21 protein-coding genes are annotated in these 14422 nt (G+C 66.8%); 20 read left to right on the top strand and 1 reads right to left on the bottom strand.

The window, feature by feature from the left end; genetic code table 11:
* The 5 genes from VDQ18_RS18630 to VDQ18_RS18610 form a co-directional block, all read left to right on the top strand.
* A partial coding sequence (locus tag VDQ18_RS18630) for a hypothetical protein (RefSeq protein WP_323022405.1) occupies positions 1–248 on the top strand: 248 nt, incomplete at its 5' end.
* A complete protein-coding gene (locus VDQ18_RS18625) occupies positions 245–751 on the top strand; it encodes a head-tail connector protein (RefSeq protein ID WP_323022404.1) in 507 nt (168 codons plus the stop codon). The genes VDQ18_RS18630 and VDQ18_RS18625, both read left to right, overlap by 4 nt.
* Positions 751–1122, top strand: coding sequence for a head-tail adaptor protein (locus tag VDQ18_RS18620; protein WP_323022403.1), 372 nt, complete (start codon positions 751–753; stop codon positions 1120–1122). Before VDQ18_RS18625 ends, VDQ18_RS18620 begins: the two co-directional genes overlap by 1 nt.
* Complete coding sequence (locus tag VDQ18_RS18615) at positions 1122–1526, top strand: DUF3168 domain-containing protein (RefSeq protein WP_323022402.1); 405 nt, start codon at positions 1122–1124, stop codon at positions 1524–1526. Before VDQ18_RS18620 ends, VDQ18_RS18615 begins: the two co-directional genes overlap by 1 nt.
* Complete coding sequence (locus tag VDQ18_RS18610; RefSeq protein WP_323022401.1) at positions 1526–1933, top strand: HK97-gp10 family putative phage morphogenesis protein; 408 nt, start codon at positions 1526–1528, stop codon at positions 1931–1933. The genes VDQ18_RS18615 and VDQ18_RS18610 overlap by 1 nt, the downstream gene beginning before the upstream one ends.
* Here VDQ18_RS18610 and VDQ18_RS18605 read toward each other — a convergent pair.
* The gene (locus VDQ18_RS18605; protein ID WP_323022400.1) at positions 1930–2211 is read right to left on the bottom strand and encodes a hypothetical protein; all 282 of its coding nucleotides are present in this window, start codon (positions 2209–2211) and stop codon (positions 1930–1932) included. The genes VDQ18_RS18610 and VDQ18_RS18605 overlap by 4 nt on opposite strands.
* 10 nt (positions 2212–2221) lie before the next feature.
* Here VDQ18_RS18605 and VDQ18_RS18600 point away from each other — a divergent pair, with 10 nt between their 5' ends.
* The 15 genes from VDQ18_RS18600 to VDQ18_RS18530 all read left to right on the top strand — a co-directional run bounded on the left by VDQ18_RS18600 (position 2222) and on the right by VDQ18_RS18530 (position 14280).
* On the top strand, positions 2222–2401 hold the full coding sequence (locus VDQ18_RS18600) for a hypothetical protein (RefSeq protein ID WP_323022399.1): 180 nt from the start codon (positions 2222–2224) through the stop codon (positions 2399–2401).
* On the top strand, positions 2388–2831 hold the full coding sequence (locus VDQ18_RS18595; RefSeq protein ID WP_323022398.1) for a phage tail tube protein: 444 nt from the start codon (positions 2388–2390) through the stop codon (positions 2829–2831). The genes VDQ18_RS18600 and VDQ18_RS18595 overlap by 14 nt, the downstream gene beginning before the upstream one ends.
* On the top strand, positions 2831–3361 hold the full coding sequence (locus VDQ18_RS18590) for a gene transfer agent family protein (protein WP_323022397.1): 531 nt from the start codon (positions 2831–2833) through the stop codon (positions 3359–3361). The genes VDQ18_RS18595 and VDQ18_RS18590 overlap by 1 nt, the downstream gene beginning before the upstream one ends.
* Positions 3351–5972, top strand: a complete 2622-nt coding sequence (locus VDQ18_RS18585; protein ID WP_323022396.1) for a hypothetical protein — start codon at positions 3351–3353, stop codon at positions 5970–5972. The genes VDQ18_RS18590 and VDQ18_RS18585 overlap by 11 nt, the downstream gene beginning before the upstream one ends.
* Positions 5972–6631: a hypothetical protein gene (locus VDQ18_RS18580; protein ID WP_323022395.1), complete on the top strand. Its 660-nt coding sequence runs from the start codon at positions 5972–5974 to the stop codon at positions 6629–6631. The genes VDQ18_RS18585 and VDQ18_RS18580 overlap by 1 nt, the downstream gene beginning before the upstream one ends.
* Positions 6628–7215 carry a hypothetical protein gene (locus VDQ18_RS18575; RefSeq protein WP_323022394.1) on the top strand — a complete coding sequence of 196 codons (588 nt, stop codon included), beginning with the start codon at positions 6628–6630 and terminating at the stop codon, positions 7213–7215. The genes VDQ18_RS18580 and VDQ18_RS18575 overlap by 4 nt, the downstream gene beginning before the upstream one ends.
* Entirely contained in the window at positions 7212–7616 is a 405-nt protein-coding gene (locus VDQ18_RS18570) for a DUF6950 family protein (RefSeq protein WP_416235126.1), read from the top strand. Before VDQ18_RS18575 ends, VDQ18_RS18570 begins: the two co-directional genes overlap by 4 nt.
* The gene (locus tag VDQ18_RS18565) at positions 7606–9729 is read left to right on the top strand and encodes a hypothetical protein (protein ID WP_323022392.1); all 2124 of its coding nucleotides are present in this window, start codon (positions 7606–7608) and stop codon (positions 9727–9729) included. The genes VDQ18_RS18570 and VDQ18_RS18565 overlap by 11 nt, the downstream gene beginning before the upstream one ends.
* Positions 9730–9737: 8 nt before the next feature.
* A complete protein-coding gene (locus VDQ18_RS18560; protein ID WP_323022391.1) occupies positions 9738–12119 on the top strand; it encodes a hypothetical protein in 2382 nt (793 codons plus the stop codon).
* 133 nt (positions 12120–12252) lie between these two features.
* Entirely contained in the window at positions 12253–12540 is a 288-nt protein-coding gene (locus VDQ18_RS18555) for a hypothetical protein (RefSeq protein WP_323022390.1), read from the top strand.
* Complete coding sequence (locus VDQ18_RS18550) at positions 12537–12980, top strand: hypothetical protein (protein ID WP_323022389.1); 444 nt, start codon at positions 12537–12539, stop codon at positions 12978–12980. The genes VDQ18_RS18555 and VDQ18_RS18550 overlap by 4 nt, the downstream gene beginning before the upstream one ends.
* Positions 12981–12988: 8 nt before the next feature.
* The gene (locus VDQ18_RS18545; protein ID WP_323022388.1) at positions 12989–13516 is read left to right on the top strand and encodes a lysozyme; all 528 of its coding nucleotides are present in this window, start codon (positions 12989–12991) and stop codon (positions 13514–13516) included.
* The gene (locus tag VDQ18_RS18540) at positions 13513–13866 is read left to right on the top strand and encodes a hypothetical protein (protein ID WP_323022387.1); all 354 of its coding nucleotides are present in this window, start codon (positions 13513–13515) and stop codon (positions 13864–13866) included. Before VDQ18_RS18545 ends, VDQ18_RS18540 begins: the two co-directional genes overlap by 4 nt.
* Positions 13841–14023 carry a hypothetical protein gene (locus VDQ18_RS18535; RefSeq protein WP_323022386.1) on the top strand — a complete coding sequence of 61 codons (183 nt, stop codon included), beginning with the start codon at positions 13841–13843 and terminating at the stop codon, positions 14021–14023. The genes VDQ18_RS18540 and VDQ18_RS18535 overlap by 26 nt, the downstream gene beginning before the upstream one ends.
* Positions 14024–14076: 53 nt before the next feature.
* Positions 14077–14280 (top strand): hypothetical protein, encoded by a 204-nt coding sequence (locus VDQ18_RS18530; protein WP_323022385.1) that lies wholly within the window; start codon positions 14077–14079, stop codon positions 14278–14280.
* Positions 14281–14422 lie beyond the last annotated feature (142 nt).

Raw genomic sequence — 14422 nt, 5'->3', positions numbered from 1 at the left:
AGGCCGAAGAGGAGGCCGCCGCTGCCGAGGCTGCCCGCAAGGCCGAAGAGGAGGCTGCCGCCGCCGAGGCCGCCCGCAGGGCCGAAGAGGAGGCCGCCGCCGCCGAGGCTGCCCGCAAGGCCGAAGAGGAGGCCGCCGCTGCCGAGGCTGCCCGCAAGGCCGAAGAGGAGGCTGCCGCCGCCGAGGCCGACCGCAAGGCCGAAGAGGAGGCCGCTGCCGCCAAAAGGAAGGGCGACGGCAAGAAATGAGCCCGGTCCTGGTTTCAGCGCCGGAGGCTTTCCCGGTCGATCTTGCGGCGCTGAAACTGCATTGCGCTGTGGACAGCAGCGATTGGGACGCTCTCCTGATCGCGCTGCGCGATGCGGCAATCGGGCATCTGGACGGTTGGAACGGTGTTCTGGGGCGTGCGATCATGCCCCAGACCTGGGCCATCGAGGCAGGGTGCGCGGGCGCGGTGCTGCTGCCCATGCCGGATGTCACCTCGGCCGAAGTCGATTATGGCGACGGCGCAGTTGCTCTTGATGTCGTCGCCGGTGATGCTGGCCCGACTGTCGAGGTCAACGCCGCTGGCACAATCACATTCGACTGCGCGCTCACGGCGTCGAAGCTGCCGGTCGCGGTGGTGATCATCAAGATGATGGTGCAGCACTGGTTCGCCCATCGGGGTGTTGTCGGCCCGGGCACCGCGTCGTCGGAAATCCCGATGACGGCCGATTCGCTGATCCAATCCCTTCGCTGGAGGCGCTTCTGATGGATGCCGGGCGCCTTCTTGAGCGCGTCAGCTTTGACCTGGTGGTCGGGACGCCTGACGGGTCGGGGGGAGAGGTGCGCGCCTGGTCCCAGCAGTTCACCTGCTGGGCCGAGTTCATCTATTCTCGCGGCTCTGAGGCTGTCGATGCAGCCCGCCTGCAGGGCCGGGCAATATACAAGGTCAAGGTGCTGGCCAGTACCGAGACGAAAGCCATCACGACCGACTGGCGGCTGCGCACGGTGCGCAGAGGGCTGCCTTCGGGCGTGGGCGCCGATACCCTTCCGGGGAATCGGTTCAACATCCGTGAGGCGGATGCGATCACCGATCCGGCTTGGGTGTATCTGGTCGTGGAACTTGGGGCGGCGGTCTGATGGCCAGCCCGTCGAAGGAGCTTCAGACCGCGGTCTATAACGCGCTGGTCGCGAATGCCGGGGTCACGGCGATTGTCGGAGACCGGATCTTCGACGGGCGCCAGAAAGAAGAATTCCAGTCCTGGGTCACCTTCGGTCCGAGCGATTACACGCTGCAGGATATGGATTGCATCGCCTGGCGAATTGACAGCCTGCAAATCGACTGCTGGGTTCGTGACGCTAGGCTGAGCCCGGCGCGCGAGCTGGCCGATGCGGTCAAGTCGGCGTTGCACCTGGCGAACCTCAGCCTTGACGTTCATGCACTGGCAGTTCTGCGGGTCACAGCCGTCCGGGCTTTCATGGATGCAGACGGCATCACAGGGCACGGCGTCGTCACGATCGAGGCCGAGATCGAGGAACGCTGATGGCGGTAGAGGGGTATGACCGCCTGGTGCAGCGCTGGTCGCGCATCCCGCAGTTGGTGCAGGAAAACGTGCGCTTGGCCATGGAGAAGCTGGCCGACGAGATCGTCAAGGAAATGAGGGCAGCGGCCCCGAAAAAGAAGGGAACCCTGGCGGCGTCGATCGGCTGGACATGGGGCGACGCCCCGGCGGGCTCCATGGTCCTTGGCACGTTCAACGGCAGCGCCTATGGCGCCATGCAATTGACGATCTACGCGGGCGGTGGCGATGCCCACCACGCGCGGTTTCAGGAGTTCGGCACGGTACATATGCCTGCGAACCCGTTCTTCTATCCCGTCTGGAGGAAGAAAAAGCGCGGGTTCAGGCGGCGGATGGCGAACGCCGTGAAAGCCGCGCTCGACGCCGCCTAATCTCTCCGCGCTGGCCGTTGGACCGAGGCGCAGACGGCAAGCATGCTTTCGACATACCGCTCGAATGCGCGCTCGATCCCGACGAGATCCCTCAGCGCGGCCTGGCTTTCGTCCGTGTTCACGGCTGACGACAGGTCTCGCGAGGAGGAGGGACGCAACTCGCCCAGCCTCCCGGCCAGATCATAGGCCGTGTTGACCATTTCGATGCAGTCGCGGTGCGCGTCGGCAAGCGCGGGTCCGCCAGTCAGGGCCGCAGAAACGGCGAGTGCCTTCCACATGGGGGACTCCATGAAAATCAAGATCCTTCGGGATTACGACCATCGGCTGAAACCGACAGCCATTCAAGCATTCCGGGCCGGGTCCACGGTGAACGTGCCCCGGAATACCGCCGAGGCGCTGATCGCGGCCGGGGCGGCGCAACCCCTCTCGAAACCCAAGCAGAAGGACGCCAGCCATGGCTGCACCTGAGACCTCCAATAAGCTGCTCGTCTATCTGGGCGACGGCGCCGAAACCGAGACTTTCTCTCACCCTTGCGGCGCGAACGCCGCCACGGTCACGCTGACCAACAGCACCGGCGAAACCGAGGTTCTGGACTGCGACGATCCCACCGAAGGCAACGCCACCATCGTGCGCTGGGTGACGACGCAGGACACCGCCCTCAGCGTACCCGGCGTGGTGGCCAAGTCGAGCTTTGCGACCTGGCGCGAATGGTCAGACGGCCAGACGATCAAGAACATCCGCGTCATGTTCGACGAAAGCGGGGCAAATGGTGGCGGATACTGGACCCTGCCGGCCATTCTCACGACCTTCGATCTGGGCCGCCAGGGCAAGGCTGTGATCAACTTCACGGCCAGCATCGTCGCTGCCGGGCCGCGCGTCTGGACCCCCGCCAGCTGATGGATGCGCTCATTCAAGAATGGGGCGGGGTCGAGCGCGCATTCGCGCTCGACTTCGGCCTTGTCTGCGACCTCGAAGAGGCCTGCGGAGAGAAGGGAGTTGGGGGCATCTATGTTCGCCTGGCGACCCATCAATACCACGCTCGCGAGGTGTACCAGACCATCCGCCATGGCCTGATCGGTGGCGGCATGTCCCGGCCCGATGTCGAGCGCCTGATGAAGACCCGGTTCAACGAGATCCCGCTCGCCGATTCTGTCGCGCTGGCAGTCGATCTGCTGACGGCGCTCAATACCGGCGTGAAGGATGACCGTACGCGCCCGGCGTCGGGCGATGTCGATGAACCCTACGACCTGGGCAAGATCTTCGCGAGCTTCGCGCAGGTTGGCGTCACGCCGCAACAGGTCCGGGCGATGGGTTATTCCGACTTCTGCAACCTCATGCGCGCGGTGGGCGGCGACAAGGCGCAGCCGCCGACCGAAGACGAATTCGCCGACATGATCCGCCGCCACGGCGAGGTGCATGATGGCTGAAACCGCCGAAGATCAGCTGACCGTCCGCCTGGCCGCGTCGCTCGGCCAGCTGGAGCAGACCATGCGGCGCGGGCTTGGGATCACCAAGACCTCGACCGATGGCATGCAGGCGTCAGCTGATCGGATGCGGCAGAACATGCAACGGAATGCCAACGCAGCCGCGCAGGCCATGACCGAGGCGCAGCAGCGGATCGGTCGGGCGACCGGCGCGATCTCCGACAGCTTCCGCCCGGCTGCCGCTTCGGCAAGCGCCTTCGAAGAAGCGCTTTCGATGCGCGACGCGGTGAGCCGCCTGCAGGCCTCCATGGATCCGCTGCATGCCGCGACGATGCGGTATCAATCGGCGGTGACGCTGGTCGAGACGGCGGTCGAGCGCGGCACCATCAAGCAGACGCATGCCAACATGGTTCTGCGGCTTGCGAAGGCGCAGTATGACGCCACAACCGCCTCGATCCGTGCGATGGGCGCCGCGCAGGTCGGCGCCGCGGGCGGCATGACCCGGATGCTGAACATTTCTGGTCAGGGCCGGTTTGTGCTGCAGAACACTGCGGCCCAGTTTGCTGACATCGCTGTGCAGGCAGAAATGGGGACGTCCTGGGTCCGTATTCTGTCCCAGCAGGTGCCGCAGATCCTTGGCGGCTTCGGTGCCCTGGGTGGGGTCCTGGGTGTGGTCGCGCCCCTTCTGGGGGTCGTGGCCGGGGTCGGCCTGCCTGTGGCGGCCATGCTCTACGCTATCGGTGGCGACGCCGAAGAGACCGCCGAGAAGGTCAAGACCTTCGTCGAGAAACTGGAGCTTGCGACGGCGGCGCTGAACCGGGCGCGGGACGCCGCCCAGCTTGTCGCTGCTGGCGGACTGGACCAGCTGCGCGAGCGGTATGGTCAGGTGACGGTCGCCGTGGTCGAGCTTGCGCAGGCTCTGGCAGAAATCGAGCGCCGCGCTGCGCTGACCAGCATTTCCACGGCCTTGAACGATACCACTTTCGTCGACGGTCTGCGCCAGCAGATCGACGGCATTTTTGGGGTCGTCGGTAGCGCGGTCACTGGCGCGTTTTCCGGCGAGGTCGAGGCGATGCGGCAGGGCATCCGCGACCTGGAATCGGAAATCAACTCATTGACAGCCGCGGACCAGATTGTCCCGGTTTCGATGCTGCAAAACCTCGCTCTGATGCGCGAGGAGCTGGCGGCGGCCGAGGGGCGGATGGCCGACCTCGGCACGCTGGCCTCGCAGATCCGGTTTGATCCCGCGCTGCTGGGCGACATTGCCCAGCTGCAAACCGACCTGACGGCGGCCGTGCAGGCGGGCGACATGAGCGCCATTGCCGAGTCGGCGAAGCAACTCCGTGAAGCGCTGGAGGCGACCGGGCAGGAGATTGACCAGAACGTGCTCGACAACCTGACACGGGTCGAGAATGTCGCGCGTCAGGCCGTGGCGGTGCTGGAGCAGGGGCAGGATGCCGCACATGGGATGGGCAACGCCTTGGGCGGTGCTGCCGGGCAAGCGGCGCAATTGGTGGACAACCTGCGCGAGGCGGCTTCAACGTTGGCCGCGATCACCGGCGCCGTCGCCTCGCTGGGTATCTCGAATATCGGCGATCGCGCCCGGGTCGCGGCGCTGGAGGCGGGGCAGAGCCAGATCCGGGCGAATGGTGCAGCGCGTCTGGCCGAGGAGCGCGCCCGTCTTGGCCCGGCCCTCGGGTCGAGCGAGGGCATCGTGCGCGCCGCCGCGCAGCAGGAGCTGCAGGCGTTCACCGATGCGTTGAATGAGCAGATCGCCTTGGCCGAGCGCATCGACAGCCTGACCGACACCGGCCGTGGCGGCGGTGGCCGAGGAAGCCGGTCGCGGGACAATCGAGCGCTCGGCGTCGCCGAACTGGAAGGTCTGCAGCAGCGGATCAACCTGCTTGGGCGCACGGACGCCGAGGTTGCCCGGCTGGAGGCCCGCTATCGCCTGCTCAACGAGGCACGGCAGCGTGGTCTTGACCTCGATGCGACGCAGGCCGGGTCCAGCGAGACGGTGCGTCAGCAGATCGAGCGGCAGGTCGAAGCCATCGGGAGGCTGACCGAGCAGTATCAGCAAGCTGAAGAGCGCGCGCGTTTCTTCGAGGACATTCAGGGTGACGTCAAGGACGGCATTCTGGATGCCATCGTCTCGGGCGAAGATCTGGCGGGGACGCTGGAAAACGTTGCCCGGGCCTTCGCGCGGGCGGCGCTGGAAGCGGCGCTTTTCGGCAGCGGGCCGCTTGCGGGAATTTTCGGTGGAGGCGGCGGCAAGAGCGGCGGGGGCGGGATCATGTCGGCCCTGCGCGGTTTGCTGAGCTTCGACGGAGGCGGAGATACGGGCAACGCGCCGCGGTCTGGCGGCCTGGATGGCAAGGGCGGTTTCCTGGCCATCATGCACCCGAGGGAGCGCGTGACGGATCTGACGCGGGCAGACAGCGGCGGCGGGGGAGGGCGCATCGAGCTGCTGGTTCGTGCGGCCGAGGGTGTGACGGTCGAGCAAGTCGGGCAGATCGCCGCTGGCGTCTCGCTGCGCATGGTGCAGGGAGGCCTGGCGCAACAGCGGGGCGCGCTGCCGCAGCAGGTCCGCGATATGGACAATCGGGGCGTTTAATGGACCGGATCGTCATCACCCTGGCGCCCGCCGTTTTCAAGATCACCGGCGTCAACTGGACTATCGACTGGCGCGAACAAGACGCTGGAAATGGAACTGGTGGATACCCCAACGTCAACATTGGCCGTCTTCCCCGGTGGGTAGGTACGGTGCCGCTCTTTGTTGCTCGCGCTCAAATCGGCGCCATGAGGGCGCAAGTTCTGAGCGGCCGAGGTCGCCTGGCGGTCTTTCGCATGCCGATGTGCGATCCGGCTGTCTCGGTTGGCCCGTCAACCGTCGGGTCCACTTGGTCGGATGGGGTGACCTTTGGCGATGGAACGGGCTGGAGTAGCCCACCCGTGGTGCCGTGCCCGGCTGGCGCTGCGGCGGGTGCGGTGGAGATCGTGGTCAATGAGGCCGACGCGCCGTCTTCAATAAAAGTGGGTCAGATCCTGTCGCACGCCGACTGGCCCTTCGTGGTCACGTGGCGCATGGACGAGGGTGGCGGCCTGGTGCGGCTTGGGATCGAGATGCCGTTGCGCCGTGCGATCCCGGCGGGCGACCCGGTGAGTTTAGTTGCCTATGGGCTTTTCGAGTTGTCGGGATCCTCGCCGCGCATCGGTTACGATTGGCAACTTGCCGTAAAAGATGAGCTTTCCCTTCAGGAGTGGCTGCGGTGAGCGTGCTGCCCGAGGGCTTCGACCCGCGCGCGCAGATTGTGGGGATCATTGATCTTGTGTCGATCGCGGCGCCGTCCGGTCTGGCGCGGTTCATGGTCGGGCAAGAGGGCGTGTTCCGCGACCGCGACGGGAACGCCTGGTACGGCTCGCAACTCATCGGCGCCAGTGCCCTCGCCTGGAGCCGCGACGGCAAAGCGCCGGCTGGCAGCCTCACCCTGTCCTATTTTCAGGACCCGACCGCGCCCGACCTGATCGAGCAATTGCGCGAGGGCGGCGATCTGGAGATCCGCGGTGCGCCGGTTCGGTTCTACATCCAGCCTGTCAATGACCACACTGAACTCTACGCACCCCGGTTTGCGCCGATCCTCATTGCCACGCGCGCGGCCGGTCCGGTCACGGTCGAGATTGTCAACGACCTGCAGCGTAGTCTGTCGCTGGCGATCGAGGGGCCGGTCGCGCTGCGCCGTTCGTCCCGGGGGCTGAATTACACCGTCGCCGATCATGCGCGCCTGATCGGGTCGCCCAATCCATCCCTCGAATACATGCCGCAGATCGCGCGGCCGGAAGAAAAACTCTTCGGATGACACCCCTTTTTGCCGCGATGCACCGCTGGGCGGTGCGCCCCCACGAGTGGGGGGCCTTTGACTGCATGCTGATGCTGGCCGATTGGGTGGCCGAAGTGCGCGGCTTCGACGCCGCCGCCGATCTGCGCGGCACCTATGGCAGCCCCGAGTGGTGCCCGCTCGCCCGCCGCCTGCGCGCCGATCCCGAGCCGATCTTGCGCGAAGCATTCGCATGCCTGCCGGTCACCGAAAGCCCGGCGCCGGGCGACATTGCCCTGGTCCAGATGCGCGGCGCGCCGTTTCTGTTCGGCGCCGTGCGCGTCGATGCCCGGAACTGGGCCATCAAGCCCGAGGCGTCGCAGTTACTGGTCACGCGGGCGGTAGTGCCTGTCGTCGCATGGGGGGTAGGCTATGCGCCGTAGCCTCAGGATCCTGGCGCTGCTGGCCACGACCGCGCTGACGCCCGCACCGGCGCAGGCCGGACCGATCCCTCTCTTCCTTCAGGGGCTGGGGGCGGCGCTTGGGATCGGCGGCACGAATGCCGCCGTCGCCATCGCCTTGTCGGGCGCGGCCTCGGCCGGGTTTGCGGTGGGCAGCTTCCTGTTCGGCACGGCACTGGGGCGGCTTGCGCTGTCGATCGGGCTGTCAGCGATTTCCTCGGCGCTGACGCCCAAGCCGAATATTCCGAGCCCATCCGACCGCCTGGTCAATTTTGCGCAGGACGTGGCGCCGATGGAAGTTGCCGTGGGGAGGGTCCGCAAGGGAGGCCCCTATGGCGTGACTACCTTCACCGATGGCCGGCGGCATTACACGGTCCTGCTGGCTGCGCATGAGATCGACGGGGTAGAAGCCTGGTATATTGACGACCGCCTGGTCGAGGTCTCGGCCGGGCTGGTCACGACCACGCCCTACGATTCCTCCGCCGTTTCGCTGCGGCCCTATCTCGGCGCGGCGGGGCAGGCGGCGGACCCCGAACTGGTCGCCGGCATCCCCGAATGGACCAGCGCGCATGACATGGCGGGGCTTGCCTATGTCGCTGCCTGGGCAAAGCGGGTCAAGGATAGCCGCTTCTCGGATGTCTATGGCAATTCGGCCCCGACCGGCCCGGTGATCACGCCGGTCTTGCGCGGGGCCAAGGTCTATGATCCGCGGCTCGATGCCACGGTTTACAGCACCAATGCCGCGCTGGTCTGGGCCTGGATTACCACCGAGCGGCTGGGCCAGTCGGTGGATTGGGCTGATGTCGCGAACGAGGCTGACGCTAGCGACGTGTTGCTCACCAACCGGCAGGGCAACCAGCAGCGCAAATGGACGCTGAACGGCAGCTTTACCGACAACACGGATTACGAAACCCTGCGGGCGCAGATCATCGCGGCCTGCGACGGCTACATGTGGGAACGCCCGGACGGCTCGCTTGGGCTGCGGGTCGGCCGCTGGATCGAGCCGACGATCACCCTGACCGAGGACGATCTTCTGAGCCTGTCAATCGGGGTCGAGGATTGGGGGCAGGCCCCGGTCACCGAGTTTGTCGCAAAATACGTAGAGCCGGACTTCGACTGGCGCGAGGCCCAGAGCGCCACGCTTGTCGTGGATCCCGAGGCCGTGCCGGTGCGGCAGGAGCCGGCGCTCTATTTCGTGGACAGCCACAATCAAGCCTGCCGGGTTCTGAAACGCATCGCGACTACCACTCGGCCGAAATACAGCGTGCGGGCGCAGATCGGCCCGATTGGGTACGAGTTGCTGGACGGCCACCGCTTCGTGCGGATCCTCGCCCACGGCTTCGATTTTGTGTGCGAGATCGGGCGCCTGTCGCGGGGCGCGGACGTGATCACCTTCCAGATCGAAGGAGTTTCGGCGGAGGAAGCCGATTTCGCCTTTGATGCGGGCACCGAAGAGGGCGAGCGCCCGGCGCGGAACGAGACGACCAGCGACGACACGGTGCCGGCCGTGACCGGGTTGACCGGCACCGCGATAGACGGCCCCGGGATCCTCTGGGAATGGGATGCGGTCGCGCCCGAGCTGAAGGTCGAGTGGCAATACCGGCTGTCGGGGGACACCGCCTGGCAGCCCGCGCTGACCCTCTCGGACGCCGAGCCGCTGATCACGCAAACCGGACTGATCGACGGCGCCAGCTATGAGGCGCGCGTGCGCAGTGTCACGGCGGCCCGGCGCTACAGCGTTTGGTCGTCGGCGGTCACGGTGACCGCGGTCGCCAATGCTACGCCGCCCGCCGCGCTGACCTCCTTCGCGGCGGCCTATGCGGGCGGGACGGTCACGCTGGACTGGCACACAGCGAATGACCCGCTGCACGCCGCGGTGCGGATCCTCCGCGCCGATTATGCCCCCGCCTATGCCGGACCCTTCGACATCGCCGATGGGTCGGTCATCGCCACGGTCTTCGGCGTCCCGAACACCGACCAATCCGAAACCGACAGCGGCTTGGCGCCGGGCGTCTACGCCTGGTGGGCGGTGCCGGTCAATTCGAGCGGCATCGCCGGTGTGGCGTCTGGCCCTGAAACCATCGAAATCACGTGAGGTAGACCATGGCCTTTCCTACCGCGCGAGACGCGCTCTATGGCAATCCGCCCGCGGCCGATCACCGGCCCGATAAGGCGGTATTTCGCGACTACCTCGAAAGCCTCGAGGCCATGTTGGCGGCGGGCACGATCAAGGGTTTCGCCGACGCCGTGGCTGGTCTGCCCGGCAGTGGCAACACCATCGGCGACCTGCGCATCGTGCTGGCCGAGCCTGCGGCGGACGGCGGTGTTTATCAATGGGATGGCACAGATTGGGGCCTGATCGCGGCGCTGCCGACCGTTTTCTGGGATGACGCCTATGCGCGGCTGTCGCAGGCCTGGGCCGAGGGCACGCTGCCCGGTGGGCCGGGGACCAAGAGCGCGCTGGAGCATGCCGCCGACGCAGGGGCCGATGCGCTGGCCACCGCTGCGGACCGCGTGCAGACCGGGCTTGACCGGGCCGCCGCTGCGGCATCCGCCACCGCCGCCAGCCTGTCCGAGCAGCAGTCTCAAGCCGCCGCTGTCTTGGCCGGTGCGCCCATCGCCCCGGCGTTTCCGACCGACGACACGGAGACCGCGGCCCTCGCGTCACCGTTCCTGTTCGTTGCGCCCGAGGGGATGCAGTCGTGGACCCACAGCGGCACGTTTGCCTCACTCGTGCAGGGTGATTACGTCTCTCGCGTCGAGTTTGACGATGTGACTGCGCTGTTGGCCTATAACGGCCCGGCATTGCCGGTAAACCTGATCGTCCGCACTCGGGCCGAGGGCCACTCCTATCGTGTTGTTGCCTCGGGCGGTAACCGGATCACAGACGGCGGCGTGCATCTGGAGATCGTCAAGGACATTGCTGATTTGCCCGCTTGGGGTGTGCGTTTTAATGGCACCGACGAAAGTGCGATAGTCCAATCGGCAATCGATGCATCACTGGTGTTCCGGGTCCCGGCCGGGAAAATCCTCGTCGTCAAGAATATTGAGTTGCCGGACGGGTGCGCCCTCGAAATCGACGGCACTTTGAAGCTTCCGGACGGTTGCGTGGACTTTGACCGCCTGCTCTATGGCCACGCAAAGACCGACATCTCGGGGCGCATCGACACCTTCGACGGCAACTCCGGCGGTCAGACCGGCAGCATCGGCACGCACCTGCTGTACCTGACCTCGCCGCAGCGCTGCAAGATCCAGATCGAGCGGGTCAAAGACCATTACATCGCCATCGACGCCCCCATGCCGTCAGTCGATGGCATCCGCAGCGCCTCGTCCGGGGCTGTCTACGTCTATGCTGGCGTTGAGTGTGATATCCCGGTGGTGTCGCTGCGCGGCTGGGGGCGTGAGGGGGTGTGGTTTGAGGATTGCGCGGACTGCGTGTCTTGGATGGGATTTGCCCAGGCCACCGGCAACACGGAGTGGTCAGCACACCAGATGTCGGGGCCGAGAAACAAAATGCTCCGGGGCTCGGCGGACAAATGCGGTGCAAGCGCCTTCGGGTTCGACGTGCCGGATGGTTCCATCTCGAACATTATCGTCACCAATAACCGCGAGAACGCCGGCGTAAATTTTGGGCATCCTGGAAAACCGGCCAGCAGGTCAGTCGCCAGCAATATCGTCGTCGACGGGTCATTTTTGGCTGGGATTTCGGTCTCCGCCGATACCGAAAAATTGAGGCTCGACAACTTCGCGTTGCGCGACTGCGGGGAGCGCGGCCTACAGCAATCGGACGGGTCAACAGGCTTGGTGGCCGCGAACGGCATCGTGTCGCGCGCCGGACGGTGGAACGTTGTGACGAGCGGCGCAGGCTCGCTGCTCACTCTGGCCAATGTGGACAGCGCCGATCTGGACGCTGGGATGGTCCATCTGACAGGGGTAGTCGGCGACTTCGAGGACGGTGAGGAGATCACGGACGGCGTTGAAACGGCCACCGTGCGGCGCGTGCTCCGTAATCTTACGGGTGTACAGGTGCGCCTGCTGCTGTCTGCGGTGAGCGGGTCCTTTGGGGCCGCCAGCACGATCACCGGGGCAACGAGCGGCGCTGCCGGGACGCTGGCCCTGCAATCCACGCCTGTGCAGTACAATGAGGGCGCAGGGTCAAAGATCCTCGACAACACCCGCCAAATTTCCGGCGCAGGGTCTTATGTCGCCCATCCAGATGGGACGGCGGAGTGGGTCGGGGTGATCACGGTTGTTGTTGCGACCGGCGGCGTCGATACTCTGGTCACGGTCAATTTTAACACCGGGATGACCTTTATCTCTGCTCCGATTGTGTTGGCGTCCCCCGCGTCCTTTAACGCGGTCACAGCCCACACCATCAATAAGCTGTACGGATCGGCCACCACATCAGCCATCACCATCCGCCTCAACGCGAGCGTGGCGCAGACCTATGGGATCTCGGTCATTGCGCGCGGGAGATGGCGATAAACGATTCCACGACCGCCCCCGAGATCCCAATGACCCATCACAGGAGAGAGACATGACCGATCCACGCCGCGAGCCGTGGCAACCGGTCCCTGTGCCGGCCAATTGTCCTGATCCCAGCCAGCCAGAGGACCGCATGACTGACGCCGACCGAGACAAGATGCTGGGTGACCTCCATCGGGCGCTGTTGGAGCCCGAGGGGGGCAACCCGCCGCTGCTGGAGCGCTTGCGCGATCTGCATGACGCGCTGCTCGAGGTGCCGGTCGGCTCGGACAAGGAGGCCCGGCCGCTGCTCGCCCGCATCAACGCGGTGGTGCAGCTGCACGAGCGGGCCAGTTGGACCCTGCGCGCAGGCGTCTACCTGGCGACGGCGGGCGGGACGGTGGCGGGGGCGGTCATGGCGATCCGGGGGCTGTGGCGATGAGGGATTTCCTCCTGCGCTCGCGCTGGTCGCGGCTCGACTATTTCTGGTTGGGCGTCGTGCTGGTCGCGCTGCTGGTGCCCCGCCTGCTCTTCCCGGTGATCGGCCGGGTGGAGGGGTTTCTCTGGCCCGCCGCATCGGGCTTTGTCGTGACGCGGATCGAGGCGGACGGCCTGGCCTCGACCCTGATCTGGGGCGAGCTGACGCGCCCGCGCCCGGCCTGCGAGTTCCGCGCCGTGTCCTGGGCGCTCGATGGCAACGGGACCAGCGTGCCGGTCGTGGTCGAGCATCTGCGCGGATCCGTCGCGCGCCCTGCCGGACGCAGCGCGTTCGGGCCGTGGCGTCTGAGCATCACGCCCGAGCAACTGCCGGTCAGCCATGCGGTGGTCTACCACCAATGCCCCTGGCGGCCGTGGCTGACCGAAACCCACCTTTACCCGTAGGAGGCCCCATGCCCGGCTTTTTCGACGCCATCCGCCGCTTGTTCGGCGTCCGCCCTGGCAGGTCCTCGGCCGCTGCCGCCGGGGCCGCCGCCATCATCGCCGCCACCGTCGCCTTCGTCGGCCCGCGCGAGGGGCTGGAGACCGAGGCCTACCTCGACCGGATCGCCTCGCCCCCCGTCTGGACGGTCTGCTACGGCGAGACGCGGGGGGTCCGGCAGGGTGACAGCTATACCCCCGATCAGTGCGCCGCGATGCTGGGCGAGGCGCTGGCCGAGTACCGGCAGGGCCTGATTGCCTGCGTGCCCGGTCTGCCGGATCAGCCGCAGGGCGTGCAGGTGGCGCTGGTCAGCTGGTCCTACAACGTGGGCACCTCGGCCGCCTGCCGCTCGACCCTGGCGCGCCTCGCCAACGCCGGGGATTGGGTCGGCGCCTGCAACCAGCTGCCCCGCTGGAATCGCGCTGGCGGGGTCGAGGTACGGGGCCTGACCAACCGCCGCGCCGCGGAACAGGCGCTGTGTCTGGGCGCGCTGCCGTGATCCGCCTGGCGCTCGACCGCCTCCGCGCCTGGATCTGGCCGCTGGTTGGCGCGGCGCTGCTGGCCTCTCACGCCGCGGCCTTCGGTGCGGCCTGGTCCTGGCGGGGTGACCGGGAGGCCGCGCAGCAGGTCGGGGACCGCGACCGCGTGCAGCGGCAGATCTTCGACGCGGCCGAGGCCCTGTCCCGCACCGAATACGACCTGCGCCTGCGCGAGGATGCGCAGCGCGCCCGATCTCAGGAGCATGACCGTGCCGTCCTTACTGACCCCCGCGCTTGCCTTGTCCCTCAGCCTGACGACCTGCGCGGGCTTCGGTCCCGCTGGGGTGCAGACGGCGCCTCTGCCGACTGAGGCGCGCCAGCCCTGCACGGCCCCGGCCGATCTGCTGGGCGGCGGTGACTGGCGCCTGATCGTTGGCCGCATGGGCGATGCGCTGATCACCTGCGAGGGCAGGCGGGGCCTGGCGGTGCAGGGCTATGACGGGCTGGCGGGGGCGGTGTCGCGCTGAGGCAGGGGATTGCCCCTCTCAAGCGTTCCCTCTACGTTCTCGCCATCATGCGCATGCACCAGCCAAGATTCGACCCCACCGCCGCCCTCTACATCATCTGGGCTAATGGCCCATGGACGACCATGGAGACCGTCGCGGCCGGGTCTTTCGTGGCGATGCGGGCCGCCTGGGCCGCGGTGCAGGGCGAGCGGCCGCAGGACACGCTGACGCTGCAGCACGGCGCCCGGGTGCTGGAGGAGCGGCCGCCGATCGAGTAAGGCGGGCGTTTCCCTCTTTCACTTTTCGTTCCCTGTATGTCTTGGGAAACTTCTGCCGGTATCCGCTGATCTTGCTTGGTATTCGCGAGATTTAGGTTCTGGCGCCTTTGGCGTGGGGGTTCGAGTCCCTTCACCCGCACCA

This window comes from Pararhodobacter sp. (assembly GCF_034676075.1).
Taxonomy (GTDB): domain Bacteria; phylum Pseudomonadota; class Alphaproteobacteria; order Rhodobacterales; family Rhodobacteraceae; genus Pararhodobacter.
This window is presented reverse-complemented; position numbering and strand designations above follow the sequence as displayed.

What these genes read in the sequence shown, in the direction of transcription:
- VDQ18_RS18565 (WP_323022392.1), top strand. Translation starts at nt 7,606, where the DNA reads ATGCGCCGTAGCCTCAGGATCCTGGCGCTGCTGGCCACGACCGCGCTG.
- VDQ18_RS18605 (WP_323022400.1), bottom strand. Translation starts at nt 2,211, where the DNA reads ATGTGGAAGGCACTCGCCGTTTCTGCGGCCCTGACTGGCGGACCCGCG.
- VDQ18_RS18615 (WP_323022402.1), top strand. Translation starts at nt 1,122, where the DNA reads ATGGCCAGCCCGTCGAAGGAGCTTCAGACCGCGGTCTATAACGCGCTG.
- VDQ18_RS18580 (WP_323022395.1), top strand. Translation starts at nt 5,972, where the DNA reads ATGGACCGGATCGTCATCACCCTGGCGCCCGCCGTTTTCAAGATCACC.
- VDQ18_RS18595 (WP_323022398.1), top strand. Translation starts at nt 2,388, where the DNA reads ATGGCTGCACCTGAGACCTCCAATAAGCTGCTCGTCTATCTGGGCGAC.
- VDQ18_RS18530 (WP_323022385.1), top strand. Translation starts at nt 14,077, where the DNA reads ATGCACCAGCCAAGATTCGACCCCACCGCCGCCCTCTACATCATCTGG.
- VDQ18_RS18585 (WP_323022396.1), top strand. Translation starts at nt 3,351, where the DNA reads ATGATGGCTGAAACCGCCGAAGATCAGCTGACCGTCCGCCTGGCCGCG.
- VDQ18_RS18545 (WP_323022388.1), top strand. Translation starts at nt 12,989, where the DNA reads ATGCCCGGCTTTTTCGACGCCATCCGCCGCTTGTTCGGCGTCCGCCCT.
- VDQ18_RS18620 (WP_323022403.1), top strand. Translation starts at nt 751, where the DNA reads ATGGATGCCGGGCGCCTTCTTGAGCGCGTCAGCTTTGACCTGGTGGTC.
- VDQ18_RS18550 (WP_323022389.1), top strand. Translation starts at nt 12,537, where the DNA reads ATGAGGGATTTCCTCCTGCGCTCGCGCTGGTCGCGGCTCGACTATTTC.
- VDQ18_RS18555 (WP_323022390.1), top strand. Translation starts at nt 12,253, where the DNA reads ATGACTGACGCCGACCGAGACAAGATGCTGGGTGACCTCCATCGGGCG.
- VDQ18_RS18560 (WP_323022391.1), top strand. Translation starts at nt 9,738, where the DNA reads ATGGCCTTTCCTACCGCGCGAGACGCGCTCTATGGCAATCCGCCCGCG.
- VDQ18_RS18625 (WP_323022404.1), top strand. Translation starts at nt 245, where the DNA reads ATGAGCCCGGTCCTGGTTTCAGCGCCGGAGGCTTTCCCGGTCGATCTT.
- VDQ18_RS18590 (WP_323022397.1), top strand. Translation starts at nt 2,831, where the DNA reads ATGGATGCGCTCATTCAAGAATGGGGCGGGGTCGAGCGCGCATTCGCG.
- VDQ18_RS18610 (WP_323022401.1), top strand. Translation starts at nt 1,526, where the DNA reads ATGGCGGTAGAGGGGTATGACCGCCTGGTGCAGCGCTGGTCGCGCATC.
- VDQ18_RS18570 (WP_416235126.1), top strand. Translation starts at nt 7,212, where the DNA reads ATGACACCCCTTTTTGCCGCGATGCACCGCTGGGCGGTGCGCCCCCAC.
- VDQ18_RS18600 (WP_323022399.1), top strand. Translation starts at nt 2,222, where the DNA reads ATGAAAATCAAGATCCTTCGGGATTACGACCATCGGCTGAAACCGACA.